25 protein-coding genes and 1 tRNA gene are annotated in these 26086 nt (G+C 54.5%); 10 read left to right on the top strand and 16 right to left on the bottom strand.

The genetic code is table 11. From position 1 onward, the window contains the following. Nucleotides 1-70 precede the first annotated feature (70 nt). From KUV51_RS12085 to KUV51_RS12075, 3 genes are all read right to left on the bottom strand, one after another. Nucleotides 71-1177 (bottom strand): hypothetical protein, encoded by a 1107-nt coding sequence (locus KUV51_RS12085; protein WP_222521872.1) that lies wholly within the window; start codon nucleotides 1175-1177, stop codon nucleotides 71-73. A 12-nt stretch (nucleotides 1178-1189) separates the two neighbouring features. Beyond that, nucleotides 1190-1474, bottom strand: coding sequence for a hypothetical protein (locus tag KUV51_RS12080; RefSeq protein WP_222521871.1), 285 nt, complete (start codon nucleotides 1472-1474; stop codon nucleotides 1190-1192). A 437-nt stretch (nucleotides 1475-1911) separates the two neighbouring features. Continuing rightward, nucleotides 1912-2133: a helix-turn-helix domain-containing protein gene (locus tag KUV51_RS12075; protein ID WP_261385833.1), complete on the bottom strand. Its 222-nt coding sequence runs from the start codon at nucleotides 2131-2133 to the stop codon at nucleotides 1912-1914. A gap of 121 nt (nucleotides 2134-2254) precedes the next feature. Between KUV51_RS12075 and KUV51_RS12070 the strand changes: the two genes are divergently transcribed. After that, a complete protein-coding gene (locus KUV51_RS12070; protein ID WP_222521869.1) occupies nucleotides 2255-2887 on the top strand; it encodes a hypothetical protein in 633 nt (210 codons plus the stop codon). Between the two features lie 69 nt (nucleotides 2888-2956). Then, entirely contained in the window at nucleotides 2957-3520 is a 564-nt protein-coding gene (locus KUV51_RS12065) for a metallophosphoesterase (RefSeq protein WP_222521868.1), read from the top strand. Nucleotides 3521-3541: 21 nt separating this feature from the next. Here KUV51_RS12065 and KUV51_RS12060 read toward each other — a convergent pair whose 3' ends face one another. From KUV51_RS12060 to KUV51_RS12035, 6 genes are all read right to left on the bottom strand, one after another. Continuing rightward, nucleotides 3542-6934, bottom strand: a complete 3393-nt coding sequence (locus tag KUV51_RS12060) for a DEAD/DEAH box helicase family protein (RefSeq protein WP_222521867.1) — start codon at nucleotides 6932-6934, stop codon at nucleotides 3542-3544. Continuing rightward, nucleotides 6931-7800, bottom strand: coding sequence for a GIY-YIG nuclease family protein (locus KUV51_RS12055; RefSeq protein WP_222521866.1), 870 nt, complete (start codon nucleotides 7798-7800; stop codon nucleotides 6931-6933). The genes KUV51_RS12060 and KUV51_RS12055 overlap by 4 nt, the downstream gene beginning before the upstream one ends. A 62-nt stretch (nucleotides 7801-7862) precedes the next feature. Then, nucleotides 7863-8693, bottom strand: coding sequence for a hypothetical protein (locus KUV51_RS12050; RefSeq protein ID WP_222521865.1), 831 nt, complete (start codon nucleotides 8691-8693; stop codon nucleotides 7863-7865). Nucleotide 8694: 1 nt separating this feature from the next. Further along, nucleotides 8695-9852 carry a restriction endonuclease subunit S gene (locus KUV51_RS12045; RefSeq protein WP_222521864.1) on the bottom strand — a complete coding sequence of 386 codons (1158 nt, stop codon included), beginning with the start codon at nucleotides 9850-9852 and terminating at the stop codon, nucleotides 8695-8697. Further along, nucleotides 9849-11423 (bottom strand): class I SAM-dependent DNA methyltransferase, encoded by a 1575-nt coding sequence (locus KUV51_RS12040; RefSeq protein ID WP_222521863.1) that lies wholly within the window; start codon nucleotides 11421-11423, stop codon nucleotides 9849-9851. The genes KUV51_RS12045 and KUV51_RS12040 overlap by 4 nt, the downstream gene beginning before the upstream one ends. A gap of 26 nt (nucleotides 11424-11449) precedes the next feature. Further along, nucleotides 11450-12031, bottom strand: coding sequence for a helix-turn-helix domain-containing protein (locus KUV51_RS12035; RefSeq protein ID WP_222521862.1), 582 nt, complete (start codon nucleotides 12029-12031; stop codon nucleotides 11450-11452). A 697-nt stretch (nucleotides 12032-12728) separates the two neighbouring features. Between KUV51_RS12035 and KUV51_RS12030 the strand changes: the two genes are divergently transcribed. After that, nucleotides 12729-13742 carry a tyrosine-type recombinase/integrase gene (locus KUV51_RS12030; protein WP_222521861.1) on the top strand — a complete coding sequence of 338 codons (1014 nt, stop codon included), beginning with the start codon at nucleotides 12729-12731 and terminating at the stop codon, nucleotides 13740-13742. 69 nt (nucleotides 13743-13811) lie between these two features. On the opposite strand, the gene KUV51_RS22150 is transcribed toward KUV51_RS12030, so the two are convergent. Then, nucleotides 13812-14327 carry a tyrosine-type recombinase/integrase gene (locus tag KUV51_RS22150; RefSeq protein ID WP_261385798.1) on the bottom strand — a complete coding sequence of 172 codons (516 nt, stop codon included), beginning with the start codon at nucleotides 14325-14327 and terminating at the stop codon, nucleotides 13812-13814. Continuing rightward, entirely contained in the window at nucleotides 14285-14905 is a 621-nt protein-coding gene (locus KUV51_RS22145) for a hypothetical protein (RefSeq protein WP_261385797.1), read from the bottom strand. Before KUV51_RS22145 ends, KUV51_RS22150 begins: the two co-directional genes overlap by 43 nt. Nucleotides 14906-15272: 367 nt before the next feature. On the opposite strand from KUV51_RS22145, the gene KUV51_RS12020 reads away from it, so the two are divergent. The 7 genes from KUV51_RS12020 (at nucleotide 15273) to KUV51_RS11990 (ending at nucleotide 20746) form a co-directional block, all read left to right on the top strand. Continuing rightward, nucleotides 15273-15695: a helix-turn-helix domain-containing protein gene (locus KUV51_RS12020; RefSeq protein ID WP_222521860.1), complete on the top strand. Its 423-nt coding sequence runs from the start codon at nucleotides 15273-15275 to the stop codon at nucleotides 15693-15695. Nucleotides 15696-15699: 4 nt separating this feature from the next. Further along, the gene (locus tag KUV51_RS12015) at nucleotides 15700-16023 is read left to right on the top strand and encodes a hypothetical protein (RefSeq protein ID WP_222521859.1); all 324 of its coding nucleotides are present in this window, start codon (nucleotides 15700-15702) and stop codon (nucleotides 16021-16023) included. Between the two features lie 56 nt (nucleotides 16024-16079). Then, a complete protein-coding gene (locus KUV51_RS12010) occupies nucleotides 16080-17570 on the top strand; it encodes a DGQHR domain-containing protein (protein WP_222521858.1) in 1491 nt (496 codons plus the stop codon). Continuing rightward, a complete protein-coding gene (locus tag KUV51_RS12005) occupies nucleotides 17570-18925 on the top strand; it encodes a hypothetical protein (RefSeq protein WP_222521857.1) in 1356 nt (451 codons plus the stop codon). Before KUV51_RS12010 ends, KUV51_RS12005 begins: the two co-directional genes overlap by 1 nt. After that, nucleotides 18922-20052, top strand: a complete 1131-nt coding sequence (locus KUV51_RS12000; RefSeq protein ID WP_222521856.1) for a DNA adenine methylase — start codon at nucleotides 18922-18924, stop codon at nucleotides 20050-20052. Before KUV51_RS12005 ends, KUV51_RS12000 begins: the two co-directional genes overlap by 4 nt. Before the next feature lie 112 nt (nucleotides 20053-20164). Further along, nucleotides 20165-20446: a type II toxin-antitoxin system RelE/ParE family toxin gene (locus tag KUV51_RS11995; protein ID WP_222521855.1), complete on the top strand. Its 282-nt coding sequence runs from the start codon at nucleotides 20165-20167 to the stop codon at nucleotides 20444-20446. Nucleotides 20447-20458: 12 nt separating this feature from the next. Next, the gene (locus tag KUV51_RS11990; RefSeq protein ID WP_222521854.1) at nucleotides 20459-20746 is read left to right on the top strand and encodes a HigA family addiction module antitoxin; all 288 of its coding nucleotides are present in this window, start codon (nucleotides 20459-20461) and stop codon (nucleotides 20744-20746) included. Nucleotides 20747-20810: 64 nt separating this feature from the next. On the opposite strand, the gene KUV51_RS11985 is transcribed toward KUV51_RS11990, so the two are convergent. From KUV51_RS11985 to KUV51_RS11965, 5 genes are all read right to left on the bottom strand, one after another. Further along, nucleotides 20811-22631, bottom strand: a complete 1821-nt coding sequence (locus KUV51_RS11985) for a hypothetical protein (RefSeq protein WP_222521853.1) — start codon at nucleotides 22629-22631, stop codon at nucleotides 20811-20813. Nucleotides 22632-22866: 235 nt separating this feature from the next. Beyond that, nucleotides 22867-24420: a relaxase/mobilization nuclease domain-containing protein gene (locus KUV51_RS11980; protein ID WP_222521852.1), complete on the bottom strand. Its 1554-nt coding sequence runs from the start codon at nucleotides 24418-24420 to the stop codon at nucleotides 22867-22869. Continuing rightward, on the bottom strand, nucleotides 24414-24809 hold the full coding sequence (locus KUV51_RS11975; RefSeq protein WP_261385796.1) for a MobC family plasmid mobilization relaxosome protein: 396 nt from the start codon (nucleotides 24807-24809) through the stop codon (nucleotides 24414-24416). Before KUV51_RS11975 ends, KUV51_RS11980 begins: the two co-directional genes overlap by 7 nt. 73 nt (nucleotides 24810-24882) lie before the next feature. Further along, entirely contained in the window at nucleotides 24883-25737 is an 855-nt protein-coding gene (locus KUV51_RS11970; protein ID WP_222521851.1) for a hypothetical protein, read from the bottom strand. Nucleotides 25738-25892: 155 nt separating this feature from the next. Further along, nucleotides 25893-25969 (bottom strand) — tRNA-Arg (locus KUV51_RS11965). Nucleotides 25970-26086 lie beyond the last annotated feature (117 nt).

The raw sequence follows: 26086 nt of genomic DNA, 5'->3' as shown, positions 1-26086 counted from the left end.
ATCCAAACCGCACAAGCCAGACGCCAACGTGAGCGTTTCGTCGTGCGTCGGTCGGCAGGTCATAAAGTACCTACTTGTCGCGGATGAACACCCTTAGCTCTTTTCCAAGCGCTGTTTTGTAATGCTCGATATCTGCAATAGAGCCACGTGTTGCATTCAGCGGAGAATACTTGTCTTGATGTTTCTTGACCCAGTTGTCGAGTCTTGCAAGGCTTGGCCCGTCGACGTCTTTTGGATCAATCGCCTTTGCGTACCGGCAAAAGATGAACTTCTTATCCTCGTTATCAACGAACTTTGTGAAGAAGTGGTCAAACTCCTTCTCAGTCCCCTCACCGAACTTGTGCCAAGCCAGCACAATCAAGATGTCACATTCTCCGCCACCCCACTTGTTAGTAGCCTCTTTGAAAATATCGTCTTGAATTTTGGAGCTTGCACCGGCCTGTTTGTCATTCTCCCATCGATAGCAGTTGAGTTTGACTGTTGCGCCCGGGTACTCTTCGTTGATCTGACTGATGACGTCCTCGGTGGCGTCGCGAAGCTCCACTACGTCCTGTGGAGATGCAAGAAAAACGTTAAAGCTACGGTCCGAGGTTTTTGGTCTAAGCATATTTTCAATCCATCCAAACATACTGCGCTCGTCAATTGTTCTATACATTAGATGATAGGTAAGTCGCGAGATGTGACCCCGGTCGACTGAATACATCGACTTTCCAATAAGCAGGAAAGCCATGTGCAGCGCAAAACGAGCGTTTGCGGAGTTAATGCGGGCTTCGTCCTCAACACTGAGCAATTGGTCCGAGTCTGCCCAGAAGGAAAGTGGTGCATGTTTCATCACCCATTTAACGGTGAACGCGAAAATCTTGCTGTGGTTTATTTCCTTCTCAGCGTGGACCGCCCGCATCCAGTCTTCACTGTGTAGCGCAAGGGTCTTGTTGGGAAGGTCTGGTTCGAAATGGTATTCTTTGTACTTTATCACGTCCAAAAAATACGACTTCACCAAGGCGCGGAGTTTTATCTTTTGTACTTTGTACGAAACGTTGTCAGGCAGTTCTTGGTTAGAGCAAAATGCTTCTGCATTAAGCACAAAACATCTATAGCGTTCCTTTGACTTTTCGTCATAGTGGAACTTCAGCGCATGCTGGATGCGCGTAGAAATTGGTCGCTTGTAATCTTGCAAATACGCCGGGCCTCAGTAGCCAAGAACGTATTCGGCTTGTGACTGCACTTCTGCACCAGACAGCACTTCGACCGGTCGCGGTTTTTCCCCAACGTTCCCGTCGCCTTCCAGCGTCAAATGGTTAGCGTCGCGCTCTTCGGCGGCATCCCATTCTGCATTTAGCTGTTCTTCTGTCGAGGGTTTGCTAATATTTTTTGCCATAATAATAATTTCTCTCACTGACCTGCAAAACAAAGGGGTTTCGTTTCTCTGATCGAAGTGAGGTTCTGTCCCATCATAGTCTCTGAACTTCTTCATCAACGTTGAATCCATCGGAGCCAGCGTCTTGAAGCGCTCGATTTATTGTGGATGCCACTTTGAAGGTATTGTGCGTCATGATCCCATAGCCCTTTTCAAGCCGCTGGATCGAAGACCTAGCTGGTCTGCCTCCGCACAGCTGCACAAGTGCGTCGACGCTGAGTCCTGCTCGTTCACGCAACTCTGCACACCTCTCGAATGTCGCGGTTTTCCCGCTTACTTTTTTCTCAGCCACGACTCGTCTCCAGTTCGAGCCGACCTGCTACGGAAAAGCTAGTCGCGCGGCAAGTCAAAAGAAAGGAATTTGGGACTTTTGGGCCCCATTGGGCTGTTTTGATCAGAATTGACCTGTTTTGAAGCTTTGAATTCGTTCAGGTTAAGGGTCTTCACGGAAGAACTGCCGCTGTTCATCTTCCGGGCAAATGGTGCAGTTGATTTTAACTCGCCGGTCGCAAGCCCTTAACTGCCTCAGACACAGACTGTAAGACTTGTCCTACTGGGGCCTCCAACACTACAGCCCATTCGACAAACTCCACTACATCGAGTCTTCTTTCGCCAGTTTCGATTTTTGCAACATACGACTGAGGTCTATCAAGGCGGTCGGCAAGCTCCTGTTGTGTAACGCCTTTCGACTTTCTCGTTTCGACCAGCACCTGCATCAACGCCTGGTGCCCCGGCGTTCGCAGACTTCTGGTCATGCGGCATCTCCATCTGGGCTTAGCCCTTGCCGCGTAATCCTGTTCTGGTATTATCCCATTATAGGATATTACGGAGGAAACTGTGTCTGGTTCCCCAAAGAAAAAGCCGAAAATGCCGCACGGATACAAAGTCATCCGTGGCAATGTCGTGGACATCGTTGATCGCGTTGAGCGGGAGGTGAACCGCCGCACCCGGCGCGTCGAACGTTCGCGGCAGTGGCGGGAAATGACGCTTCGGGAAACGGGTGGGCAAGAACACACGTTTGTCGGTGAAGTGTTGGACCGCGCCCGCCATGGAGATGATGTCGCCGTTGTCTGGGCACCAATTGGACGGGAGCCAGTTGCGCTGGCAAATCTGACAGCACAGTGCCTGCAACTCCATGGTTCTGCCGATCCGGACACGCCGGAAGGCAAACTTTCTACGGCTTTTTTGGTTGCGGTCGTCGGGGCTTTACCGGGTCTTTTGGTCTACTACGCGATCCTGGCCGTGTTTTTTCCGAACATGACCGACAGCATGTCGGCGACGGCGTTAAAGTTCTATCCTTTCGTCCTTTTGCCTGCTGCTTGGTGGATTTCCACAAGGTTGGCTACCTGGGCACAGGAGCGCGCAGAGCGTGTCTCAAAGGAGGTTGAACAGGCCTTGGTCGCCGCTGGGATAACATCTGACACTAAGGTTCGTGACATCCACGGAGTCAGACAGGTAGCGCTGGCCTAGCCAGAATGGACATTGGATGCTAAGCGGCGGACCCCGCCTTTGCGCACTTTGCAGAATTTGAGATCAGCCATGAAGCATTGGTACACGGCCGACACGCATTTCGGCCATGACAACATCATCAAGCACTGTGCACGCCCATTTGAGTCCGCAAGCCACATGGATGCTGTATTTCTCGAAAACCTGGCCTCAAAGGTTGGTCCGAAAGACGCGCTTTGGATCGTTGGAGACTTTGCGTTTGGGCCGAAGGCCAAGGATCGCAAGTGGTTGTCGAACCTGTTTTCCCGGCTGCCGGGTGCGGAGAAGCACCTTGTCGTCGGCAATCATGACGGAGAGGCCACCCAGGCTTTGCCTTGGACCTCAGTCACGCATTTGACAGAGGTTGCCGATGGCGCGGGTCCCCCTTCCGTCCTTTGCCACTATCCAATGATCACCTGGCACAAGGCCCGCAAAGGTTCACTTCAATTGTTCGGCCACGTGCATGAACAGTGGATGGGTAGCCGAAATGCGGTGAACGTTGGGGTGGATGTTTGGGGTTATGTCCCGGTGGCTATCCGAGACATTCAGCAGCGTGCAAAGACATTGCCCGTCAATAAGCATTGGGACGACGTGGAGCATGATGCCGAGCTTATTTGAGCGACGAATTTCACGGCTATGTTAAGCGGCGGCGGTTTGGTTGGTTTCTCTGACCAGCCGGATAATCTCGGCCGATTGCGTTTCACTAAAGACACCCATGATCCCCATGTCATCAAGGTCAGTAAACGGGCTCTCGTAGAAGGATTTGGGGTCCACAACACCGTTTTCGCAAAGGCTGTTGATGATCATATCAATGAACTCCGTTTGGTTAGCTGAGAGCTGGTTTGCTGCGGCGAAATCGCTGAACACAGATTTCGCCGCCGCTCGGTCAAGTCCAGTCAGCGACCGTAGAAACACCCCGAGTCCGCCTTGGTCTTGGAGTTCTTCTAGCGCTTCGTGGTCGGCTATGCCTTCATCAATCAGCATACGTTCAAGCTCATCAAGATCGGCGGGCGTCAGTTGCTCGCCGCGCCGAATTTTCTGGAGAGCGATATGGTCAGAATGGGCTTCGATGAACTTTCGTGTCTTGGTCTTGAAACGCACCTTGTCCACGCCGCTTCCCACTTCGGGCAGGTCGATGGTGGTTGAGCTGCCGATGCTGTCTTCAAAATCCGTGATAACGTTCTTTCGTTCCTTGGGCTGAATTAGCTCAGCTAAGTTGCGGAGGCGTCGCCGGACGTCTTCTAGGATTTCAACAGTGACATCCTGCCAAAACTCACCGGTTTGAATCGCCAATACGAGCTCAAGCTCTTGGGCTACCGCCGGAACATTTGAAAGGCTTTCCAACGCGAACGCAAACGACACGATCCGTCTTTGCAGATTTGCAAAGGCGGCGTCACCACGAAGCAGAAGCAGCTGGGCATTGAGCACGAGCAGATCGAACTGCTTTGCGGCAAGACCGCCATCCTCAAAAGCTGAAGGAAGGCCCGCAACCTCCTCAACCAGAGCCAGACGTGCATCAAGGTCCAAAGTGTCCCAGGCTTCGGCGCTTTGAAACCGTTCGACGGGTCGGCGCGCTTGACGAACGATGAAGTTCTCTAGGTTCATGCCGAGAACTTCTTGGTGCAAACGGTCCTTGATGTCGGCTGCTAACAGGCTTTGGTTGCCAGCTTCCTCCAAGGCGTTGATCAAATCGACACGCGATACAAACAACCGCTCGCCAATCGGTCGCGCAGCCGGTCCATCCGTGATCTGCGGGTTCTCGTTGAAGAACTCCAAGTTCTGGCAGAAATCAAAAATAATGAACTCTTCTTTGTCCTGATCCGGACCGAAGAGATCTTCGCAAGTACGTGTGCCGCGACCAACCATTTGCCAGAACTTGGTCCGCGATCGGACAATCTTGAAGAAGACCAGATTAACGACTTCGGGCACATCAATGCCGGTGTCCAACATGTCCACTGACACCGCGATATGCGGTTCCTTCTCTGCCTCAGAAAAATCATCAATCAGGGACTGAGCATAGGTGACGCTGTAATCGATAAGGCGCGCAAATTGCCCTTTGTAGTGAGGGTAGTTGGCGTCAAAGCGCTCAACGATGAACTTTGCATGGTCACTGTTCTTCGCGAAGATGATCGTCTTCCCGAGCCGGTCGCCGCCTGCGACCTTTATACCGTGGGTCATCAGGTGCTGCAGGGCCTTATCCACAGTGTCTTTATTGAACAGCCAGCGGTTCAGGTCAGCCGACTCGACCCGATCAGGGATAGTGCCTTCTTCATCCCACTCAATGGCGTCCCATTCGGCCTTCTCTTCGTCTGAAAGGCTGTCGTAGTCGATGCCATCACGCTGAAACTTCAGGGGAACTGAAATGGATTTTGGCGGGACAAGATACTCGTCCTTCACAGCGTCTTCCAAGTCATAGCTGTCGGTGGGTATTCCGCGCTCCAGCTCAAATAGGGAATATGTATCGCGGTCAATCTCTTCGCGTGGCGTCGCTGTAAGGCCAACCAAAAGCCCATCGAAATAGTCAAAGATGGCGCGGTACTTCCGGTACACAGAGCGGTGCGCTTCATCGATTATGATTAAGTCAAAGTGCCCCGGCCCAAACTGCTTTTCGCCCCCTTTGACCTCGTCAATCAGCCCCATCATCGTAGGGTACGTTGAAAGAAAGATGCGTGCGCCGCTGTGATCGTTCTTAGCTGGGTCGTGCTTCTTAAGGAGGTTCGCGCTCGCCGCCGTTGGCAAATGCGTCTTGAAGGCATTGTGAGCCTGTTTCACCAGGGCAACGCGGTCTGCCAGGAACAGCACACGGCGAACCCAGTTCGCCCGCATAAGCTGGTCGATCAGGGCAATGACTGTTCGCGTTTTTCCGCTGCCGGTCGCCATAACCAGCAACGCATGTCGCTGTTTATCTTGTTCGAAAGCCTCTCCCACTCGGCGAATTGCACGCTGCTGGTAGAACCGCCCGGCGATATCCTCATCAACCGAGATACCATCGAGCGCCTTCCGTGTGCCGCGACGTTGATGCAGCAGGACAAGCTCGTCCTTTTTCAGGAAACCCGACACACGGCGCGGTGGATACATCTGGTCGTCCCAAACCCAGTGCTCGTAGCCGTTCGTCGTGAAGATCACGGGCCTGCGGCCGTACATTGCCTCTAGGCAATCAGCATAGAGCTTAGCTTGCTGCTGGCCGGTCCGGCTGTCTTTCTTGGTCCGTTTCGCCTCGACCAGGGCGAGCGGCTTCGCGTCGTCGCCCCAAAGAACGTAATCGACGAAGCCTTCGCCCTTGTCATTGGGCATGCCCGAAACCGGAAATTCGCGGTCGCGATCCTGATCAAGCGGCCAACCGGCTTCATTTAGAAGCAGATCAATGAACGCATCTCGTGTCGCAGCTTCATTGTAGTCATGATCATCCTGAACCGCCGTGTTGGCCTGGCGGGTTTCTTTGATCTCTGCGCGCACCTTGGCCAGCTCAGCTTCAAGTGCCTTTCGCCCTTCCTCTGACGCAAGTGCAGCGGCTTCAGCGTCCTTCAGCGCTTTGGCATCAGCATCGTGCTTTTCTTTCAACGCCTGGATTTGTGCGACGGTGCTGGCGCTGATCGTAAGGGTTTTTTCGAGCTTCGAGGCATCGAACTGCAAGGCCGGGTCCGGCTTGGTTCTCTTAGCATAGGTCCGGGCGATCCAATAACAGACATGGAACAGCTCGCGCACAACGGCGGCAGCATCCTGAGGCTTGATCGGCTTCCCGCTGTCGTGGGCCGCGCGGTTGCCTTGATCTTTGATGAAGCGCGCTTTCGTGACAATGGCCGGGCCGGTGAGCTGCGCCAATGAGGGCTCAGCGATCAATGCGGCCAAGGTGTCCTGATATGGCGAGCGCATCGAAGGGTCGTTTCGAAAGACCCATTTAACCGCAGTTTCCAATGTGAGCCGCGCCCAAAAGCATGCCCCGCGTGGGTCGGACAATGCCGAGCTTTCCGCCTTTTTTGCATGGGCAAGAAGATCAGGAAAATCAGAGTTTAGGAAAGCAAATTGAGTCATTTCATGGTTGCCAGTTTTGCGAGGACATCCGTGGCACTCAGACCGAGATACACCTCATTGTTGTTGGCTTCTGTGCGATGAGCCTCGAAAACCTCGCCCAGGGCGGCTTCAGCACGCACTGCATTCTGAACCGACCCAAACGGTTGGCTTACTTCCAACTGCCATTGAGGTTCGGAACTCAGCCGGTACTTGTTGAATGACGACACTCGGTCTTCAGGGTCGGTGGAGTGCCCAATTTTCAAGGTCTTGCTGCCCTTCCCTAGAGTTGCCACGTAAATGAAGTTCAGGGCATCCCGATCAGTCGGAGGGACGGTGTAACCTTCAATGCGAACAGGATGCTTTTGGCGCAACGTCTCGTTCCGCTGCTGCATGGCATTGTACTTGAACTTTGCGAGCGCGACCTCGGTCGCTTGCTCTCTGAAAACCGTCAAAAGGCTCTGTGCCAAGGCCTCATTCACAAATTCAACTGAACTTACAGATCGCAGCGTGTGGGTGTCAGCATCATATCCCTCAAGCGCCTTGAACTTGGGCGGGTCCGATATCTCCCATGTTCTGATAGGCTGCAGCGCATAGGGCCATTGCAGGTCATAGTCGGACAGTTCGATGTCATAGTCTGTCAGCAAGGCGCTCTGGCGCGTAACTTGCCAGACTGATACAAGGCGTCCCTTCTGGTTCTCCGAGACAACAGCACCGTGTCCTGGACTGCTGCTGATGACGCCAAACACTAGATCCCCATCAGATACGATTTTGCGGGCCATCGAACGGGCGGCGGCATTGCTGAACGTTAGTGGCCAGCCAGTGTTGGCACGTCCGCCGAAAGTGTAGGTTTCGCCGCGCCCGTAGATGTAAGTGAAGAATACGCGCATATCAGACTGCCTCTAAGGGCTTGGAGCGGAACAAAAGGCGGCAGAACTGGGTCATGGCAAAATCAATCTGAATAGATGGTGTCGGCGTTCAACGCATCACTGAAATACGGGGTGAAACCGGCGAGAACGACGGTCATGGCAACCATGTCGCGCATGTCGATCTCTCGGAGCCGGTTGGCGGGTGTCCCGCCGTGGCGGATGCCGGGGTAGTCCGAGGCAAAGCGGTAAATGCGCTGCGCGGACTCTTTGACCGCTTCGTGAGGCCAGTTGCCGGTCTCGTTGCACATCGCACCAAATGTGTTGCCATTTGTATTGGGGTGCTGCCTCAGCAAAGCCTCCAGCAGGTTGAACTGGGCAGCGATGCATTGCTTGACCTTCAACGGTGTATGGTTGCCCTTCAGTTGTCGGACGCATTCCTCGAAATCCTGCATCAGGCCGTTGAGCGCCGCGTCTTGTGACGTCACCTGCCGCAGATCACGCATCAGGCGGGCGAAGACGCCGGGAAGGGTTGGATGCAGGCTGAAAGGGCGGCGGAGGTCGTAGCGGAGGCTGTACTTGTCCAGGAAGTCGCGGATCAGAAGGAAGTACTTGTTGGTCAGGGCCTCGTTGCCGAAGTCTTCAATGACTGTGTGAGCACGTTCCAGGAACTCGACGGCAGCCAGCTCGCCTTGAAGCGCGTTCGCTTTGGTGTCGCGGAAGGCGACACGCGCCTGATCTGGGTTGTCGACGATATCGGCGAGATCGGTGGCCGGGTCTTTGGGGGCGATCAGCGCCGTGTTGAGCTCGCGGTAGAGTTCGCAAAATAGGTCTTCCGGCGCATCGCGATGATCTGCCAACTTGCGCCAGACCTGCCGCCACATCTCGGACCAGACACCGATGATCTCGCCCCTCATCTCAGAGCTCCCCCCTGAAGGCGCGATGCTGTAAGGAAGCGAAGAGCTGTGTGCTGGCTTCCTCTTGTGCAGAAAAATGTTTGGCTTGCTCGGTGATTGACCGCTCTTTGTCAAAATAGACCTCAATCAAATCACGTGGCGGTTTGATGATCGGAAGCCCCTTCAGAATTCCTAGATTAATGTTTTTTTGTGCGACAGCAGGAGCAATTTTCTCAAGTCGCCCTTTGACGGTCGCAAACCATCGGTGAACGAAGAAGTTCGTTGCTTCATGGCTGGAGTCGAAGCCTACGACACTGTCAGGAAAACACGCATCGAAGTCCAAAATCGCAGTGTCTGCAATATTAGCCGCAATTGTTACGCATACTGTGCCTTTGGGCCACATTCGGCTCTGAGCCAGTCCAAGATCGGAATAGGTTGAGGAGTGTTTTTGAATATAGTCTCCCGCTCGCGCGACATCACCGGTCTGTATCAGTGGATAGTCACCACCTAAAAGATCGGGATCGTTTCGCGGTCTGTGTTTACTAACTCCCCGATCAAGTTTTCCAAGGTCGGGTAGAGTCATTATATCCCAGTTCATCGGGTTGGTGGCTGGGTCCCCAAACATCTCATGAAAGATCGCATGGCCGAGGGAGTTGAGTTTGTCGAGGGCGCGGGTGCGGAGGCGGCGGATCGCGTCTGCCTGATCCAGTATCCCCGCAATCCGCCTCTGCTCCTCCAACGACGGAAACGGGATTTTGAGCTCCTTCAGACTTTCGATAGGGAAGTTATCAGCGGTGGTGGCTCGCACCCACTTAAGCACGATTGGCTCCGCTGCCTTGACGATATGCGCGACGTATTCGGGATGCGCCTGTTCAGAACAGACCAAGGCCTTAAGGTCTTGATTAATTGCGACTGCGCGACGAGTGATGCCCACAGGTAACGTATGCTTCAAAATTCCCGACCGGTTCACGAGCAAAACAGATCGTTCAGGAACTAGATTGGTCGCACTGCCGTCGATGGCTTCTTGAGTAATCTTGTCGATGGAGTCGGATATCTCCCAGACTTTCATGTCCTTTGGCGTCACCCAAGGAATGTTGCCTTCGTAGAATTCGGGATTTCGTTTGGACGGCGTGCCGCCTCCCTTAACTGATGCGATCTCGCCAATTGGGACCATGCTCATCCCAGCATCCCCTCCAACCGATCCAGCCCTTCGGCGATCTCGGCCTCAATCGCGCGCAGTTCTGCGATGATCTCTTTCGGGGGTTGATGTTCCACCTCCTCATGCGCCACTTCCTTGTAGCGGTTGAGTGACAGGTCCCATGTGCCCGTGGCCTGAATATCCGAGAGCGGCACCATGAAGCTTTGCGCGGTGCGAGGACGTTCGGCCTCTGTCTCGAACGCGCCCCAACGGGCCAGGATGTCCGGAAGGTTGTTCTTGGCATGCTCCTCCTCGGTCAGCGCCTTGGCGGGCACTGGACCCAGCTTTTCGGGCGACAATAGCTCGGTGCGCTTGTCATCCAGGCTCAGTCCATCCGCCTCCATGTCATAGAACCAGACGTTATCCGTGCCGCCACTTTCGGTCTTGGTGAAGATCATGATCGCGGTGGATACCCCGGCATAGGGGCGGAACACGCCCGAGGGCAGCTTGATGATCGCGTCGAGCTTCTGATCCTCGACGATGATCCGGCGGATATCCTTGTGCGCCTTGGAGGAGCCGAAGAGCACCCCGTCCGGCACGACTACAGCGGCACGCCCACCCGTGCGCATGAGGCGCAGAAAGAGGGCCAGGAACAGGAGTTCGGTCTTCTTGGTCTTGACGATCTTTTGCAGGTCTTTCGCCGTGCTGTCGTAGTCGAGCGACCCGGCAAAGGGCGGATTGGCCAGGATCAGAGAATAGGCTCCGGCGTCTGTCCCATGTTCTTCGGCAAGGGCATCGCGGTTAGACACATCAGCGTTTTCGACCCCGTGTAGCATCATGTTCATCGACCCAATCCGTAGCATAGTGGGGTCAAAGTCGAAGGCGTGGAACATGTTGTTATGGAAGTGCTTGCTTTGCTCGGCGTTGCGCAGCATTTCGGGATGTTTTTCGCGCATGTACTCGCCCGCCACCACGAGGAAACCGCAGGTGCCCGCCGCCGGGTCACAAATGGTGTCCTTGGGTGTCGGAGCCATCAGGCGGACCATCAGCTCGATGATATGGCGCGGCGTGCGAAACTGGCCGTTCTGGCCGGCGCTGGCGATTTTGCCGAGCATATACTCGTATACGTCGCCCTTGGTGTCCCGGTCGTCCATCTGAATTTGATCGAGCAGACGCATGACCTTGTCGAGTAGGGCCGCGTTAGAGAACCCAAGCCGCGCGTCCTTCATATGGGTCGCAAAGGCAGAGCCTTCGTCCGCCATGGAGCGCATGAAGGGGAAGACGTGCTGATCCATCAGCTTCATCTTTTCACGGTTTTCGAAATTGATCAGCCGCTGCCACCGAAGGTCATCGTAGGGACGGTCGATGGTCTCTTCGTCCTTCGGATCGTCGCTGACTTTGTACTTGAAGGTGCCTTCTGGGAAGATGCGCCGCTCCATCGCTTCGCCCAGCATATTTGCCTTGGCCTCCTCCCGTGTATGGATTTCGTCAAGGCGCTTGATGAAAAGCAGATAGGTGATCTGTTCGATGACCGAGAGCGGATTGGAAACGCCCCCCGACCAGAAGGCATTCCAGATTTGGTCAACTTGAGAACGGATGTGGCTGGGAAGCATTAGGTATTCTGTCCTGTTTTATGATTTTATTGGTTTTCTTGTGGTTCTGTGGCGTTTTCCGGATCGAAAGCCCAATTGTCGTCATCAGCTACGTACTTGTCGCCTGTTACTGCGCGGATCGCGCCTTCAATTAGCTGTAAATCAGCTTTTTCTCCGGGATGTTGCCACTTCAGAACTTGAGCGGAGATGTGTCGCATCTCATCAGGGCTCATGTCCGTGTCTTTGAAATGCGCAAAGAGCAGTGTGCATACTCTGATCGCATCGTGTGCCAATGTCGCTTTCGTTTCATCAGTAACTGGGGAGCGCGCACCTGTGACGAGTTCGTGCAGGTCAACTTCGAAATGGGCGGCAATGCGAAACAAGACGCTTGAGGGTGCATCTTTATTGCCTTGCTCGTAGGACTGATAGGCTCTCCTCGAAATCGACGCGATGTCTGCCATTTGAGCCTGGGTCTTCTTGAACCGACGCCGGATTCGCAGCAAACCCTCATCGGCTCGAAAATAGCTCAGTCTTCGATTAAACTCATCCTGTTCGTAAGCTTCGAACTCGGCATGTTCGATCTCGGCCTCTTCCTCCCTGGATCGTGGAGAGAACTTGAAAGTCGGCATTCGCGGCTCCTTTGCGCAAGTATGTGCGCTTTTGAAGAATGGAGCGCACGAATTTGCGCTTTTGAGCATAGGCGTTCGCAAATGACTTTGCCAGTCTGAATTTTCATGAGACAGTGCCATCAAGACCGAAGGAGCACGTTCATGCTAGAAGCTGTAAAGAATGGAAAAACGCCTGAAGAATGGGCGGAATTGCTGTCATCGCGTGGAATGCCTCTGTCATCGCGATTGATCCGCTCAAAAGCGCGGGAGTTGGGTTGCTTCTACTCTTTGGGTCGCGCCATGATCTTATCCCCTGATCATGTCGAGACGCTGCTGACAGCAGAGGCAAAGGGCCTCGGGAACAGGGACTAGAGCCCATGAAAGCCGCTCGAACCATTGTTGACTGGGGCGCTGCACTTCGCCGGATAGAGGCTGCGCGTTATTGCGGGCACTCGCCTGGCCATTTTGATAAGCTGGTGAAAAGTGGGGTATATCCGCCAGGCCGTGACGCGGATGGCGTCGTTCTTTGGCTTAGGTGGGAGCTCGATGCTGCTCTGTCGGAGCTTCCAACAATTGGAGGGGAAGTTTGGAGCGAAGTGAATAGCTGTGATGAGGCGCTTGGTTGTACGTGAAGCTGAAACATCTCAATGCATCTGGCCGTTTCCCAAGCGGAAATGTACGTTACTACTATCGACCAAAGGGCGATAAGGGCATTCCGATGCCCGACCTGCCCCCTGATGATCAACGATTTCTCGACGCCTATTCAGCCGCGTCTGGAAACAAAGCGCCTCAAAACAAGCGTCCTCGTCCTGGTAGCATTGCTTTGGCTGTACCTCGGTACTTGCAGTCGGAGGGTTTTTTGGATCTGGCGCCGGGAACACGGGCAGCCAGACGGCGTCTTTTAGATGAAATCCGAAAGCAACTTTGGAATGCCTTGGTTCGGGACCTTCAAACCAAGCATGTCGAGTTAATGCTGAAGAAGCACACTGCCCATGCTAGGAATAATCGTCTCAAAGTATGGCGCGCCTTTGGCAAATGGCTTGCTGCTGAATACAACATCGACGATCCAGCGGTGAACGTCAAAAAATCTCCGGTTCCTAAATCGAGCGGGCACGTGCCATGGTCTGCTGACGAAATCGATAGGTTCCGCTCATTCTGGGAAATCGGAACACCAGAACGCCTCGCGTTTGAGGTCATATACTTCACTGGTGCTCGAATTTCGGATGCGTTCCGGCTCGGTCAAGGAAATGTCGATCAGGAAGGTTGGCTGGTTTTCAATCAGCAGAAGACCGGCGGCGAGGTCGCAATTCCATTTAGCCGACCTTTGCCAGGTTTCGCATCGGGTATGCAGAGCGACCTTCAGTATCTTCGAGCGGCACTGGATGCGCGATCCGACAAACACATCACTTGGATCACAACTGCCTTCGGGACTTCACGAAGTGTGAAGGCTGCCGGGCAGTGGTTTGCAGCCAAAGCGCGCGCTGCAGGCATCCATGGTCGGACTGCACACGGTCTAAGGAAAAGCCGGTCGCAAGCCTTGGCCGAAGCAGGCGGAAACTCAGTCCAAATCGGCGCATGGACAGGGCACGAAAGCCTCTCCGAGATCGAGCGCTACATTCGTGGCCTCAACAAAAGAAAGGTGCTCAGCGGCACGGAAACAGAACAAAAAGTTCCAACTTCCGCGACCAAAGTTCCAACTCAACCAAAAAAGACAGGAGAATCAAATGCTTGAAAAAGCGCTGGCGACCCCGGCAGGATTCGAACCTGCAACCTGCCCCTTAGGAGGGAACCGTTCATAGCGTTATTCCTTCTGTGTTTTCTTACTCTTCGGTGTTTGTACAGTGTCCGCCTGTACGTGGTTTGTACGAAAACGCGCCCTGACATCGGCCTCATCGGTCTCCGCATGGGCGTAGATGCGCATGGGCAAATTGGGGTCAGACCATCGGCCAGCCTTGGCCGCAGTGACAGGATCGACGCCCTGACGGACCACCAATTCGGTGAAGAACCCGTGCCGTCCGGCAGGGTGCGCTGAAAGGTACGGGATGCCTGCGCTCTTGCAGATCGTCTTCCAGCGTGTGTTGTAGCCGGTGGAGCTACCGTAACCGAACACGCGTGGCTTCATGAACTTGCCAGTCTTGCGGTTCTTTGGCCGCTTGGGCGGCAAGGCCAGCAATTCGTCCATCATCTGAGGCGAAACGGTGATCCAGCCTTCGGGATGGCCTTTCTGTGCTTTCACTCGAACTTTGTTCTCGGCGGGCCGCAGATCGTCAGGCTCTATCGAGACAGCCTGATCGATCCGCGCCGCCGTCTCGAACATGAACCGAACCAGCGCAGCGTTGTAGGGATCAGCGGCTCCACAAAAGGCCTCGATCCACTCTTGTCGGCGGGCTTGCGTTCAACACGGCTGGTCTTCCCCCGACGCTTGTCCTGTGCGATCCGCTCGAACTTGTCATATGGCTTCACCCGGATTAGCGGCGTGCCTTCTAGCTCGTGCGCGTTGTTGATCACCGCACTCGCCGGAGTCACGATTTCGCGCCACCAAGTGTCAGTCGATGCCTTGGGTTTCAGCTTTGGCCCGAGCCCTTTGAGAAGCGCACCAGAAATCGCGCTCAAAGGCATGTCACCGATCTCTTCAACAATGGGGATCAATTGCTTCGCGGTCTTAGGGGAGGAATTGTAGAGCATGATAGCATCCGAGAAAGTCTTGCTCGGCTCGTCGCCAACGACATGGCGGCGTATCTGAAGCTCAGTCTCGCGGTTTATCCAGTCCCGTGCGCCCGCTTCTGTAGATGCCTTAGTGCTTCGCCGGTATGGGCCTGCGATTGGCCTGCCGTTGTACTCGACCCAGCCCTTAGCCCAGTAGAAGCGGCCCCTCTTGTAGATTTGGAGCGGCATGCCTGGCCTCCTTCAAATATCTTGTCGATCTGCGCCGGTGTGATCAGCATTGTCCGTCCGAGGCGGTAGAATGCCCCGGTCTCATTTGCTCTCTCGCGTAGGGTCCGCTCAGAAATGTCGATGCCCATATCTGCCATCAGCTCTACCCATTCGGATGGCTTTTTCCCAAGGCCGAGGATTTGCGAGCTGTCGGATTTGTCGGTCTCTGCCATTTCAATCATCCTTGTCCATATGAGTTGAATCGTGCGTACGCATGGAATCGCTTGTTTGGTACCTTCTGACGTGCTCAGATGGATTCAAACGGAAATTTGCGTCATTTTGTGCGATGTTTATACAAAGTTGCGCTTTCGTCAATTGGGAAGTCGGAATGGCGCAAGAAGATGCTGATATGTTCGCGGAAGTAGGTGCGCGCCTGGCCATCTCACGCAGTGAAATAGGCGTTTCGCAGGCCGCGATGGCAGAGGCAATCGGCGTCTCGCATCGGGCTTATCACAGCTATGAGAAGGGTAAGCGCGGCATCCCAATCGAAGCACTGATCAAGATGCACAGACGATATGAGGTCGACGTTGCTTGGTTGCTGCTTGGCACGCAGTCGATCCGTGCCGGTCACGATTTTGATGCACTGAAGAGGATCGAGACCTCGCTCGATCAGTACCTAGAAGGTGCTGGTATCAAGATTAGGAGCGAAAAACGTGGTGCCATCGTTGCGCGCTGGTACCAGTCGCAAGTCGAGGGGCGGGAAGTAACGGATGATGACGTTCACACTTGGATCGAACTCGTAAGGGAGTAAGCAAATGCAAGAACCAAGCGAAAATTGGAAAAGGGTTCGGCTGGTCACTTTGGAACGAGCCCGCATCGTGGCTATCGACCCACTCAACTTTCTCTATCAAATGCACACCATTGTCTGCGCACTCTATCTCGCTCTCTTTGCGAAGTACTTTTTCTTCGAGCGCGCTCTGGAGCTCTCAGTCACGAACTCAATTGGGATCCTGCTCGCTGGAGCAGCAGCGGTTTTGGTACCGATTTTGACGGCATCTGTGCTTACATTGCACTTTACCCAAACCAAATTGGACCGGATCGCGGATGAGTATCGAAACGAAGCGCAAACTGTTGAATAGTAAACTCGTTTCCGTGGAACCATCGGCCCCGGAGCTCAAGTACAGACTGGTAAAAAATGAATCCGAAAAACAATAACTTACTTTCAATCAATGCACTTAAGTTCACCCAGTGGCTCGATCTATGGGACGGCTTCGAATACTCGACGACCCCTCCGGACAGAAAACCGAAACCGTCAATGTTCGTCTTTTCGATGAACGCTTCTACTCTGCGAAGCTACAGCGACGTCTATAAACGTGAACGTAGCAGCGACGATGTTGAGGGCATTCAAAGAAAAAGGGACGAGAAGCGAACGAAGCGGATCCAAGAATTTGTGCAATATGGCTACCCATATGGCGACTTGAAAGAGAACCAGCGAACCCTCGACAAAGTAACGCTGAGAAAGCCAGGTTGGTTGCCGACGGCAATTGTGGTCAACATCCTTGAACCCGGCGATCAGCGCAAAGGCAAACAGGCCAGTCAGAACTTGACTGCGCAAGTAGTCGAAGGCTCCGGACACTGTGAGATCTTACTTCCTGATTTGAGCAGGTTTTCGCACGATGATGTCCGACCCTTCGAAGTTATCGACGGGCAGCACAGGCTTTGGGCGTTTGAAGAGGAGATGGACGGCCAATACGAGTTACCAGTTGTTGCATTTCACGGCCTGGATATCGCGTGGCAGGCCTACCTCTTCTGGTCAATCAACGTTTCGCCTAAACGTATCAACCCAAGTCATGCCTTCGACCTGTATCCTTTGTTGCGCAACCAAACATGGCTCGAACAAACAGGCGATTTGACTGTGTATCGAGAAGCTCGAGCGCAAGAGATCACCGAATGGCTATACAAACATCCAGACTCAGCTTGGAAAAACCGCATAAACATGCTGGGAGAAAGCGGGGCTGGTCGCGTCAGCCAGGCCGCATTTGTTAGGTCTCTAACCGCTGCATTTTTTGGAACGGGCAGAGGCAAAGCAGGTCGCCATGGACTCTTTCAGGCGGCTATTCCTGGTCAAGACGAACCCCTGTCGTGGACGCGATCTCAACAAGTGGCACTTGTTCTCGAGTTTTGGCGACTCATGCAAATCGCGATCGGCGATCTGAGCAACGAGGAGTGGGTCGCGGCATTCTCGGGATCAGAGCCAGCACGGGACGCTTTCGACGACAGAAGCTCCATGCTCAATCAAGACATGGGCGTGAGAGCTGCTCACGCGGTCGTCAACGATGTTCTCTACCGGTCAATAGAAAACTGGTCCCTTTCTGAGTGGATGTCAGAAGAGTTTGATGAGACGGACACTACTGAAGAGGATGTTTCTAGGTCGTTGGTGACCCTGCGAAATCAGAAATTCTATAGCAAATTTAGGGACCTAACTACAGAGCTTGTACGATTTGATTGGCGGTCCTTGGATGGACCAGGCGTCAGGGAGAACCGGGACTTGGAGCTTGTACGTCGGGCGTATCGAGGCAGCGGTGGATACACACTTCTAACGAACGACATTATGCAAAAACTAGCCGAGGCTAAGTCTCAGGCTATTGCTGGCGTAGCCAGCGAAATAAGCGCTGATGGCAAATAATGGCGGACCCTTTGGTTAGCAGCCAGATCGGACTGGCAGACCCTTCAGCAATCGTAGCTAAGGTGACGACATTTGGGAATCGGCCGGTTTCCGAATGGCTCAGTGCCGGTCATCCTGCCAGAAACTGTCAAATAATTGATCCCGCAACCAATAAGGGCATCAGGCGACTCGATCGGGCTCGTGCGCAGCTCTCGGACGATCAGATGGTCTCGTTGATTGCAGCTTGCGGCCCTAACCATTGCTTGGATGGATGGGGCTACTTGTCGCGCAGCATCAGTGCGCTTGTCGCCAGAGATGGCCATTCAGCAAAGCATATGGCCTACTATGCACAACTGCGAGCCGCTATGAGTATGCTTGCTGTATCAGGCATCGGGATCTTCAACGGGCTGAACATTTGCATTGATGTGAACGGCGCGGTTCACAAACTCGAGAACACTCAAGAGAACAAAGGTGGCGAGAATACTCATAGGATCGTTTGGCCGGCGCTGGACGCATGGTTAAGAATCGATTCAAATGCCGCAAGGTTTCTGTCATCTGTAAGCCTGCACGGAACAAATCTAAAAGATGCGCTGGATTCGATCTGGCCAAACAGACAGCCTGTGTCGATCGTTCTCCCACTTATCAATGCCTGGGCATTCGATTTGAGCGTTGCAACTCAACATCATGAGCAGCGAAATATATCGAGCTACACACCGCATGAACTGAACGCGCTACAGTGCTCATTCCAAGATGAAATGGATTTCCTTTCTGAGACTTGGAGTGCACTCGAGCCGTCAGCCCCGTTCGGATTTACGCAGTTGGATAACCACATGCTGCGACGACTGTTTCAAATGGTACATCAACAAGATAACTCTGCCGCGGATCCGGCCGACATCGTCCAACTTGATGCTAGCCCAATTGCAACGAGATACGAAGAGCTCGAGCCCACGCTTAGACAAGCGGTTCCTAAGCCATTTCTGTTGGACGAAACTGGATCAAATGAGCCGCAAGTGTTCCAGATGGCGGCAACCGATGGGACTACACCTCGCGCAATGATATCACGAGCGGTGCTGTTGCTACGAGCTGCGACCGCCATGAACACGCTGACCCTACACGAGGCTGGGTTTTCACCAGACGGCACCGAAATTCGACCATGGCTTGATCCCCTGATTGTCCATCGCGGAATAACTCCGGCCGAAAAGTTGCCGGAGCGAATGGCCGATCTGTGGGACACCACCAGGTATGCTGTCGAAGACTTTCAATCCTCACTAGTTGAAAGCGCCTACGAGCCTAACGGTTTCTTTGCTGCAAACCAAAATGGCACTCCTGACGTGACTCAACTGGAACGGGCTGCGATGTGGGGAATGTGCCCATGAAGTACATGGGTTCGAAGAAGTCGATGCTATCGAACGGTCTCGGTGAAGCTCTCGATAGGTCTATCGGTGAGTGCAATCGTGTTTTTGATCTGTTCACAGGCTCCGGTGCAGTAGCCTGGCATGTCGCGCAGCACTACGAGCGAGAAGTAATTGCGTCGGATCTTCAAGCCTACGCCGTTGCACTTGCTGCTAGCGTTATCGAACGCACAGAAATTCTGAACAGTCGAAGGTGGGTAGATAGTTGGTTCCAAAGAGCTGAGGACCGCCAGTCCGGTGACTTTCCCAGCTTGGCAAGGCTGTTTCAAAACCAGTTGAAAGACGGGGGAATCACTGAAAAAGCATCTAGAGCAAAAGAGCTTTGCTCGTCTACGGATTTCCCAATTACTCGCGCTTATGGGGGGTACTACTTTTCTCCCATTCAAGCCGTTTGGCTAGACACCCTGCGCAAAAGCCTTCCCAATAATCGTGTCCACCGCAAGATTGGACTCGCCGCGTTGATAATTGCAGCCAGCCAATCAGCCGCATCCCCGGGCCATACGGCGCAGCCATTCAAACCAAATGAAACTGCCGGACGTTACCTTATGGAAGCTTGGATGCGAGACATTCAGTTTCTAGTCAGGCGCGCTGTCGACACCTTGTCCAAGAAGCGAGCAATGATACAAGGCAAAGCATGCGTTTCGGATGCAAACGAACTTGCAAAACAGGTTTCGGAAGGTGACCTAGTCTTCCTGGATCCACCTTACTCCGGCGTTCACTACAGTCGATTCTACCACGTCTTAGAAACTGTGGCTGTTGGGAAAGTAGGGGAAATATCTGGGAATGGACGGTATCCGCCATCTAGTGAGCGTCCAAGATCAGAGTACAGCTTGCGTACCAGATCAAAGACTGTCTTCGATGATCTGCTCAGAGTTTTATCAGAGAAAGGAGCGTCTGCAATTGTGACGTTCCCTGCTGATGCGGCAAGCAATGGAATGAGCGGCGAAGACGTTTCGGTCTTATCAGGACAGTATTTTGATATCGAAGAGGCCAAAGTATCCTCTCGGTTTTCAACTCTGGGAGGCGACAAGAAACACCGCGACGCTCGTCAGAACGCTACCGAACTCATACTCAGATTGTCACCGAGATAAATCCTCAATTCCAGATCTCTTGTTGGTCGGCTCAGAGCTAGTACTTATTTGCGGTGAGCGCGGCGGCGTATCACACATTGACACATGCGTCACTATATGATACATACCCACTATGATCCAAAGCACTAAGGGCAAACGCGCCGCCAACGCCGTGAAGGGCAAGTACGGCAAAGGCTTCCCAGGTGACTTGGTGAAGCGCACCCGGGCGATGCTTTCGGCGCTGGATGCTGCGGTTGTTGTCGAGGATTTGCGGTTCCCGCCCGGCAACCACCTGGATGAACTGAAAGGGGATCGGACCGGTCAACACTCGGTGCGAATCAACGGGCAATGGCGCATCTGCTTTGTCTGGACGCCGAACGGCCCCGCCGATGTCGAGATTGTGGACTACCATTGAGAGGATATGCTGATGAGCTTGCTTGAAGACCCTATGCACCCCGGTGAAGTCCTGAAAGAGCTGTACCTCGATCCCTTGGAAATGGGGGCCATTGCGTTTGCGCGGCGTCTGGGTGTGCCTCGGACGCGGATTGAGCGGTTGATCAAGGGCACGACCGGGATCACACCGGACACGGCGCTACGCCTTGCCCGCGTGTTCAACACGACTCCGGCTTACTGGGTGAACTTGCAAACGAACTATGACATGGCGCTGGCGGCCAAGGACATCGACGTGTCTGACATTGAGCCATTAGTTGCGTAGAGCGGCTTAGCACTTGAAAAGATGAGTGCAAACTCCTTACGCCTAGTCCTAACCGAGCTAGGTATCATGATTTTCGGAACGCACCTTGCATGGCCTTTGCGATCTCTGCGATCGTTTCAGAAACAGGCGACTTCACTATTGCTCGTTCGCCTTCAGAATTAATCGAAATCGACTGAAGCCTCCCTAAAAGCGGCGTTGGATCGATACCCCGCTCCAAAAGACCACTTGCAAGAATGGAGTACATACGTGCTTGGTTTTGCCATGCTTCCTCTGTGCGGACCGCTTCCGCGTCTTTTACCCACTTCAGCAAGCTCGTGAGGCCAAAAGTCACAAACATTCCACCTATGGCCAACAACAGGACAACTGCCGGGCTGGCACCTCTAAAGGCAAGGTCGGCTTGAAGTTCGGCCAAACCTCTCAAACTCGCTGCACCGCCTTCCAAGTCCTCTAACACTCCGGCAGTATTCTCATAAGTCTGTCTACTCTGAGAAATTACGGCGGAAGCGGAGGAAACGGTACCAAACAACTGCGAGCTTCTTTCACTCAACTGACGCAGTGTCTCATTCTCGCTTTGCGCCAAGAGCGCGCCCTGCAGCCCAACGGCCACTTCATTTGAAGTAGAGACTTGTTCTTTGAATTCAGACAGAGCGACCTTCAATTCTTCAAATTGAGCGTCCAGTGCTGTCACAGAAGCTATGAAACCATCTGGCACAGCAAAAACAGCGGGTTGATTTGCTAGTACGCTAACAACTCTTCGAAGATCTTGTAGTGGATCCACAACTTGACCCTCTGGATTCCAGTCGCGGATTGCATTGATCGCCGCATTTTCCTCTTCGGTAAGAACGGTCCAACCCGTTGTCCGGTCGTCACGGTCCCAAACGCTGGCCAACCCCGTAACCAGACCAACGGTCTCTGTTTCGTACACTTCTAAGGCTGCCGCAGCAGCATCAATCTGAGCGAGCATATCATCCGGAGTCGTCATAGCTCGGGATTGATCTACTAGTTCTCTCAGGGTTACCTCAAAACCTGGTCCCAAATTAGGTTCTTGGCTGGCTTCAGCAGTACCGTCACCTGCTGCGCTGGCGACTTGGCGTGCTTCGTACTGCTGGACTATTACCTCTGTTCTTTGCGCAAGAGATTCAATCGATGCAACCTGCTGCAAAAGATCGGAAGATGCTGTTTCTGATAATTCTTGAGCTTGATTGACTTGGCCAGCGAAGGCGCGAAAGCTATTCAAAGCGCCCTCCACTTCCACAAAGTTGCTTTCCAACTGCTGTATTTGGGATGAAAGGTCCGAGAACTCCGGGGCCCGTAACTGACTCATAACGGCCTGCAGGTTTTCATTGACTTCAGTGTTGATACCCGCGTTGCGTATTTCTTGAAATTGACGAGTAATTCCCGGCAAATATATGAACGTAAAGAATATTATTATAAATCCGGCCATTAGCAATCCTATGCCTGTGGCGAGCCTTGCACGACTGCCAGCTGCAGCCTTCTGCCTTTTCTGTTTGCTGTCGCTATTAGAAGGAATTGCTGCATCACCTGGAGGATTGGATGCCCCACGATGGCTTTGAGTGCTTTCTATACCGAATGCTAGGTCAATTCTTGTGTTGAGCGCTTCAGCTTCCTGCAGGCTAAATGGTGTATAGTCTCGGCTGCCTTCGGAAGAGGTCAAATCTGCAACGAAGCGGTTCCAAAGGATCTCACCGTCTCCGGACAAAAAGTCCACCATGTCGGATTTTCTTGCCGACGAAGGCATAAGTTTCTTGAGGTCATCGCGAACGTCTTTGGACATCTTGTCCATGTAAAGGTTTGTGACTTGGCGACACTTGGTATCAACCAGCCAGTCTGGACCAAACGTTCCCAGTTCTTTATCAATTCGCATCAATCCACCATTCCATTAGTTCAATCAAATTAGCTCTGGAAAAAACAAGCTTCACACAAAACTAAAGCAAAAAGTGCCAATGTTGGTAGATTTTTTTGGCCTTTTGAGGTAGCGTCCATAAGTCGAGAATGTCGACCGAATGCTCGGCCTGAGCTCCAGTGCAGGTCTACTAATTGATGAATTGAAGAGTTTGGCCCTCTCGCCATGTCCAGAAGCACTTAAATTTGGAATACCATCAATGCCTCACTCCCCGCTCCGCATGCGCCTCCTGGCTGTCTAACTGTCCTTCAATCTCTCGGCGGCGGCCCTCGCTAAGGTCAAGCTCTGCTGCAAGCTCTCGTTCAGCGTCTTGTAGTTCGCCTCGTCGTTCAGCAATCCGGTCAAGGCCTTCATGGATGCGGCTTGTGAACGAATGAGCAAGGTCACGCAGTCTTTCAAGCCAGCCAGCTCCCTCTCGATCCTGCCGGTCGAGCGTGTCTCCAAGGCGTTCAAGTTCTGCGCGGAGGCCTCTGAGGCCGTCACCAACTGCTCGACGCAGGCGAGCAAGTCGCGTTCCAAGGCTGTCAGTTGGGTCATCTAATCCTCCTCGATCCGAATGCAGGTCACGTGTTGCCCGCCCATCGTGCAAGTGCGCAGCCGCGTCTTCGACGGGTCTAGGATCAGCCAGGTCCCCTCGGGCCGTTCGATCCGTGTCAAGCCCAGCTCCGTCAGTTCCGAGCGGCTCAGATGCACCGTCCAGAAGAAGCTCGCGGCCATCATCAAGGCGACCCCCGTCAGCACCATCGCCACGATCAGCCAGGGCGAGATCGTCAGCCAAAGGCGGATCGATCTCAGCCGCGTCTCGAACAAGCTCGCCGTCTCGGTCTGGAAGCGACGCGTATCGCTCGCGATGGTATGCTGCGCGGCGCCCACAATGTTCTTCAAATCGATCCTGAAGCTCCCCAGCTGGGATGAGATCGAGGCGACGTGTTCGGCCCGGATCGTGTCGAGCTCCGCGTTCAGCTTCTCGCTCAACCGGGCCCTGTTGCCAGTCTTCATGGAAAATCTCTCCTTTCAGCCGCCAGCGCTCGCCGGTCTCGGGATCGCAGGCGGTGATGTAGGCCTTGCCGGTACGCGGCAGGTCGAAGCCTGCCTCGGTGAGCGCCTCGATCATGGTCGCGCGGTCGCTGATCAGCCCCATGTCGATCTGGTCCTGAATCCAGGCGTGCAACTCGTCGCGACCTTGGGCGCGGGTTGGAGCCTCGACAATGTCGCGGACCTCTTGTGCGCGCTCGACGTCCATCGGGTCGGCCCATTCGTGGCGCTGGTTCATGACGTCGCGCAGGCTGTCATAGGCGTCCTGATAGCCCGGTGGGGCGATGTTGAGGCTCTTGCCCGTCGTCAGTTCCATGCGCGGTGTGCAGAAGTGAAGCTCGACCCGGCCTTCGTGGCGATGGCGGACCCAGAGCACCTCATATTGCTCAGGGTCCAGCCCCGCGAAGGCCAGCCGTTCGAACCCGTCCATGACCTCGGCCTGCTGGTCCTCAGTCGGGTCGTCGCTGTCCGCAAAGCTGATCACGCCCGCGCGGTAGGTCCATCGGTGGCGGCTGGCGTCGATCAGGGCCTCGGTGCGCTCGGGGTTGCCGCGCAGGACCTCGGGTAATGGGTCGCGGGTGACAGTCATCGGCTGGCCATCGGCATCGCGGATCAAATCGCGGTTGCCGTCATAGGCCAGCACACGCTCGGCCACGAGGTAACCGACCGGCCCCGCACCTGCGCCTTGGCCATTGGGGAAGAACTTGATCAGCACCGACGCGCCTCGTCGAGGAGCGCGGCAAGCTGGCGTTCGATCACCACAAGGCGGCGCGCGACGGTCAGTGTGTCGAGGTCCGCGCGTCCCACCTTCATGGCATGGTTCAGCCAGCGGGCGATCTGGTTGAGGTTGCCGCCGATCCGCCCGACCGCCAGCACCAGTGCGGGGTCAACGCGGGGCACGGGTTTACGGCGACGCGCTTCGGTGAGGCCAAGCGCCTCGCGCAGGAGGGTCGAAGCAGGCAAGCCAGCGGCCTCGGCCTTGGCGCGCAGCTGGGCCTTCTCAGAGGCAGTGCAGCGGAAGACGAAGGTCTCGGTCAGCGGCTCTTTGGCGGGGGCTTTCCCCCGCCGGTGGGGTTCGAAGGGGAGGCGTGCCGCCCCTCGCAAGGTCCCATGTCATCGGCGCAGCCGTATGACATGGGTCGCCTTGCTGTTTGCGCTTCGGTGGGATTGGTGACGCTCATGATCTGAGGCCCGCCGCCTGGATTTGGGCCTGTGTCACAAGCTCTGCGGCCAAGAGCGCATCGATCTGGCCGGGCGTGATGTGGCGGCAAAGAGGGTGCTTGTCGGTCACCCAACCCGCCAAGCCTGCCAGCATCTCGGCTTCCTTCGCCTTTTTCTCTTCTCGGCCCTGAGCAATGTCGTCGACGTGGCTCCGCCATCGCGCTGACTTGAACCAGTTGTCCGAGAAACAGACCTTCGAGCGGGTGAAGCCCGCGCTCTCGGACGCGTAGGCCTTCACTGCCTGCAACAGATCCTCGACTTCGATCCCTGCGTCCAGGATGTCCCTGATCCGCCCGAGACACTCGGCCTTCCCCCGCACCCGGTCGGGCGGATAGGCTGCCAAAATCCTCTGAGCCTCTTCATCCTCCGCCACCACGCGCTCGCGCGTAGATGGTTTTAGGATGGTTTTAGGATGGTTTGGGGGCCGTGGTGGCCCCGGTACCCCGGCCACTGTGGCCCCCGTTCCGGGTCCAGCCTGGACGGGGTCCACTGTGGCCCCCGTCTCGATATCGGGTTCGGCGGTCAGTTCCAGCGCCTCGATACGGGTCAGATCGATCCGGTAAACGACCGTAAATCCGTTCTTGCATCCCCGTGCACCAGTCTCGACCAGGATGCCTTCCTTCAGGAAGTCCCGGATCGTCCGCTTGACGGTTGTCTCCGCTAGCTCGGTATGCCGCTGGATCGTCCCCTTCGAACACCAGATGCCAGAGCCATCGTCAGACGCCTTGTCCGCCAGAAACATGATGATCTGCTTACGCGTCGCACTCCCGAACTTCCGCTCGGCACACGCGTTTGCCACTCGCCAGCTCATCGGATGGCCCCAAAAGCCGCACGGACGTGCGAATTTTGTGCAGGTTTTGTACGAGATTTCGGTCGTTTTCGGAGAATTCGGCGGAAAACGAAACGGGCGTTTCTGCACGCTTCTGCAGAACCCCTTGCAAATAAGCCATATTTTTCAGGCAGTTTTGGCGACCCCGGCAGGATTCGAACCTGCAACCTGCCCCTTAGGAGGGGGCTGCTCTATCCAGTTGAGCCACGGGGCCGCTTAAGCATCGACCTATCTTGCCATGAGCGCTTTGTCACCTGTTTCAACGCGCAGGCAGGCGCCCAAATACTTGAATCCGGAACGGTTTTGACGGTAACTCTGAACAAAGCCTGAA

Origin of the sequence: Tateyamaria omphalii, from assembly GCF_019802125.1 — a bacterium.
In the GTDB taxonomy this organism is placed as follows: Bacteria; Pseudomonadota; Alphaproteobacteria; order Rhodobacterales; family Rhodobacteraceae; genus Tateyamaria; species Tateyamaria omphalii_B.
This window is presented reverse-complemented; position numbering and strand designations above follow the sequence as displayed.

What these genes read in the sequence shown, in the direction of transcription:
- KUV51_RS12080 (WP_222521871.1), bottom strand. Translation starts at nt 1,474, where the DNA reads ATGAAGAAGTTCAGAGACTATGATGGGACAGAACCTCACTTCGATCAG.
- KUV51_RS12075 (WP_261385833.1), bottom strand. Translation starts at nt 2,133, where the DNA reads ATGCAGGTGCTGGTCGAAACGAGAAAGTCGAAAGGCGTTACACAACAG.
- KUV51_RS12065 (WP_222521868.1), top strand. Translation starts at nt 2,957, where the DNA reads ATGAAGCATTGGTACACGGCCGACACGCATTTCGGCCATGACAACATC.
- KUV51_RS12060 (WP_222521867.1), bottom strand. Translation starts at nt 6,934, where the DNA reads ATGACTCAATTTGCTTTCCTAAACTCTGATTTTCCTGATCTTCTTGCC.
- KUV51_RS12055 (WP_222521866.1), bottom strand. Translation starts at nt 7,800, where the DNA reads ATGCGCGTATTCTTCACTTACATCTACGGGCGCGGCGAAACCTACACT.
- KUV51_RS12050 (WP_222521865.1), bottom strand. Translation starts at nt 8,693, where the DNA reads ATGAGGGGCGAGATCATCGGTGTCTGGTCCGAGATGTGGCGGCAGGTC.
- KUV51_RS12045 (WP_222521864.1), bottom strand. Translation starts at nt 9,852, where the DNA reads ATGAGCATGGTCCCAATTGGCGAGATCGCATCAGTTAAGGGAGGCGGC.
- KUV51_RS12040 (WP_222521863.1), bottom strand. Translation starts at nt 11,423, where the DNA reads ATGCTTCCCAGCCACATCCGTTCTCAAGTTGACCAAATCTGGAATGCC.
- KUV51_RS12035 (WP_222521862.1), bottom strand. Translation starts at nt 12,031, where the DNA reads ATGCCGACTTTCAAGTTCTCTCCACGATCCAGGGAGGAAGAGGCCGAG.
- KUV51_RS12030 (WP_222521861.1), top strand. Translation starts at nt 12,729, where the DNA reads ATGCCCGACCTGCCCCCTGATGATCAACGATTTCTCGACGCCTATTCA.
- KUV51_RS22150 (WP_261385798.1), bottom strand. Translation starts at nt 14,327, where the DNA reads ATGTTCGAGACGGCGGCGCGGATCGATCAGGCTGTCTCGATAGAGCCT.
- KUV51_RS22145 (WP_261385797.1), bottom strand. Translation starts at nt 14,905, where the DNA reads ATGCCGCTCCAAATCTACAAGAGGGGCCGCTTCTACTGGGCTAAGGGC.
- KUV51_RS12020 (WP_222521860.1), top strand. Translation starts at nt 15,273, where the DNA reads ATGGCGCAAGAAGATGCTGATATGTTCGCGGAAGTAGGTGCGCGCCTG.
- KUV51_RS12015 (WP_222521859.1), top strand. Translation starts at nt 15,700, where the DNA reads ATGCAAGAACCAAGCGAAAATTGGAAAAGGGTTCGGCTGGTCACTTTG.
- KUV51_RS12010 (WP_222521858.1), top strand. Translation starts at nt 16,080, where the DNA reads ATGAATCCGAAAAACAATAACTTACTTTCAATCAATGCACTTAAGTTC.
- KUV51_RS12005 (WP_222521857.1), top strand. Translation starts at nt 17,570, where the DNA reads ATGGCGGACCCTTTGGTTAGCAGCCAGATCGGACTGGCAGACCCTTCA.
- KUV51_RS12000 (WP_222521856.1), top strand. Translation starts at nt 18,922, where the DNA reads ATGAAGTACATGGGTTCGAAGAAGTCGATGCTATCGAACGGTCTCGGT.
- KUV51_RS11995 (WP_222521855.1), top strand. Translation starts at nt 20,165, where the DNA reads ATGATCCAAAGCACTAAGGGCAAACGCGCCGCCAACGCCGTGAAGGGC.
- KUV51_RS11990 (WP_222521854.1), top strand. Translation starts at nt 20,459, where the DNA reads ATGAGCTTGCTTGAAGACCCTATGCACCCCGGTGAAGTCCTGAAAGAG.
- KUV51_RS11985 (WP_222521853.1), bottom strand. Translation starts at nt 22,631, where the DNA reads ATGCGAATTGATAAAGAACTGGGAACGTTTGGTCCAGACTGGCTGGTT.
- KUV51_RS11970 (WP_222521851.1), bottom strand. Translation starts at nt 25,737, where the DNA reads ATGAGCTGGCGAGTGGCAAACGCGTGTGCCGAGCGGAAGTTCGGGAGT.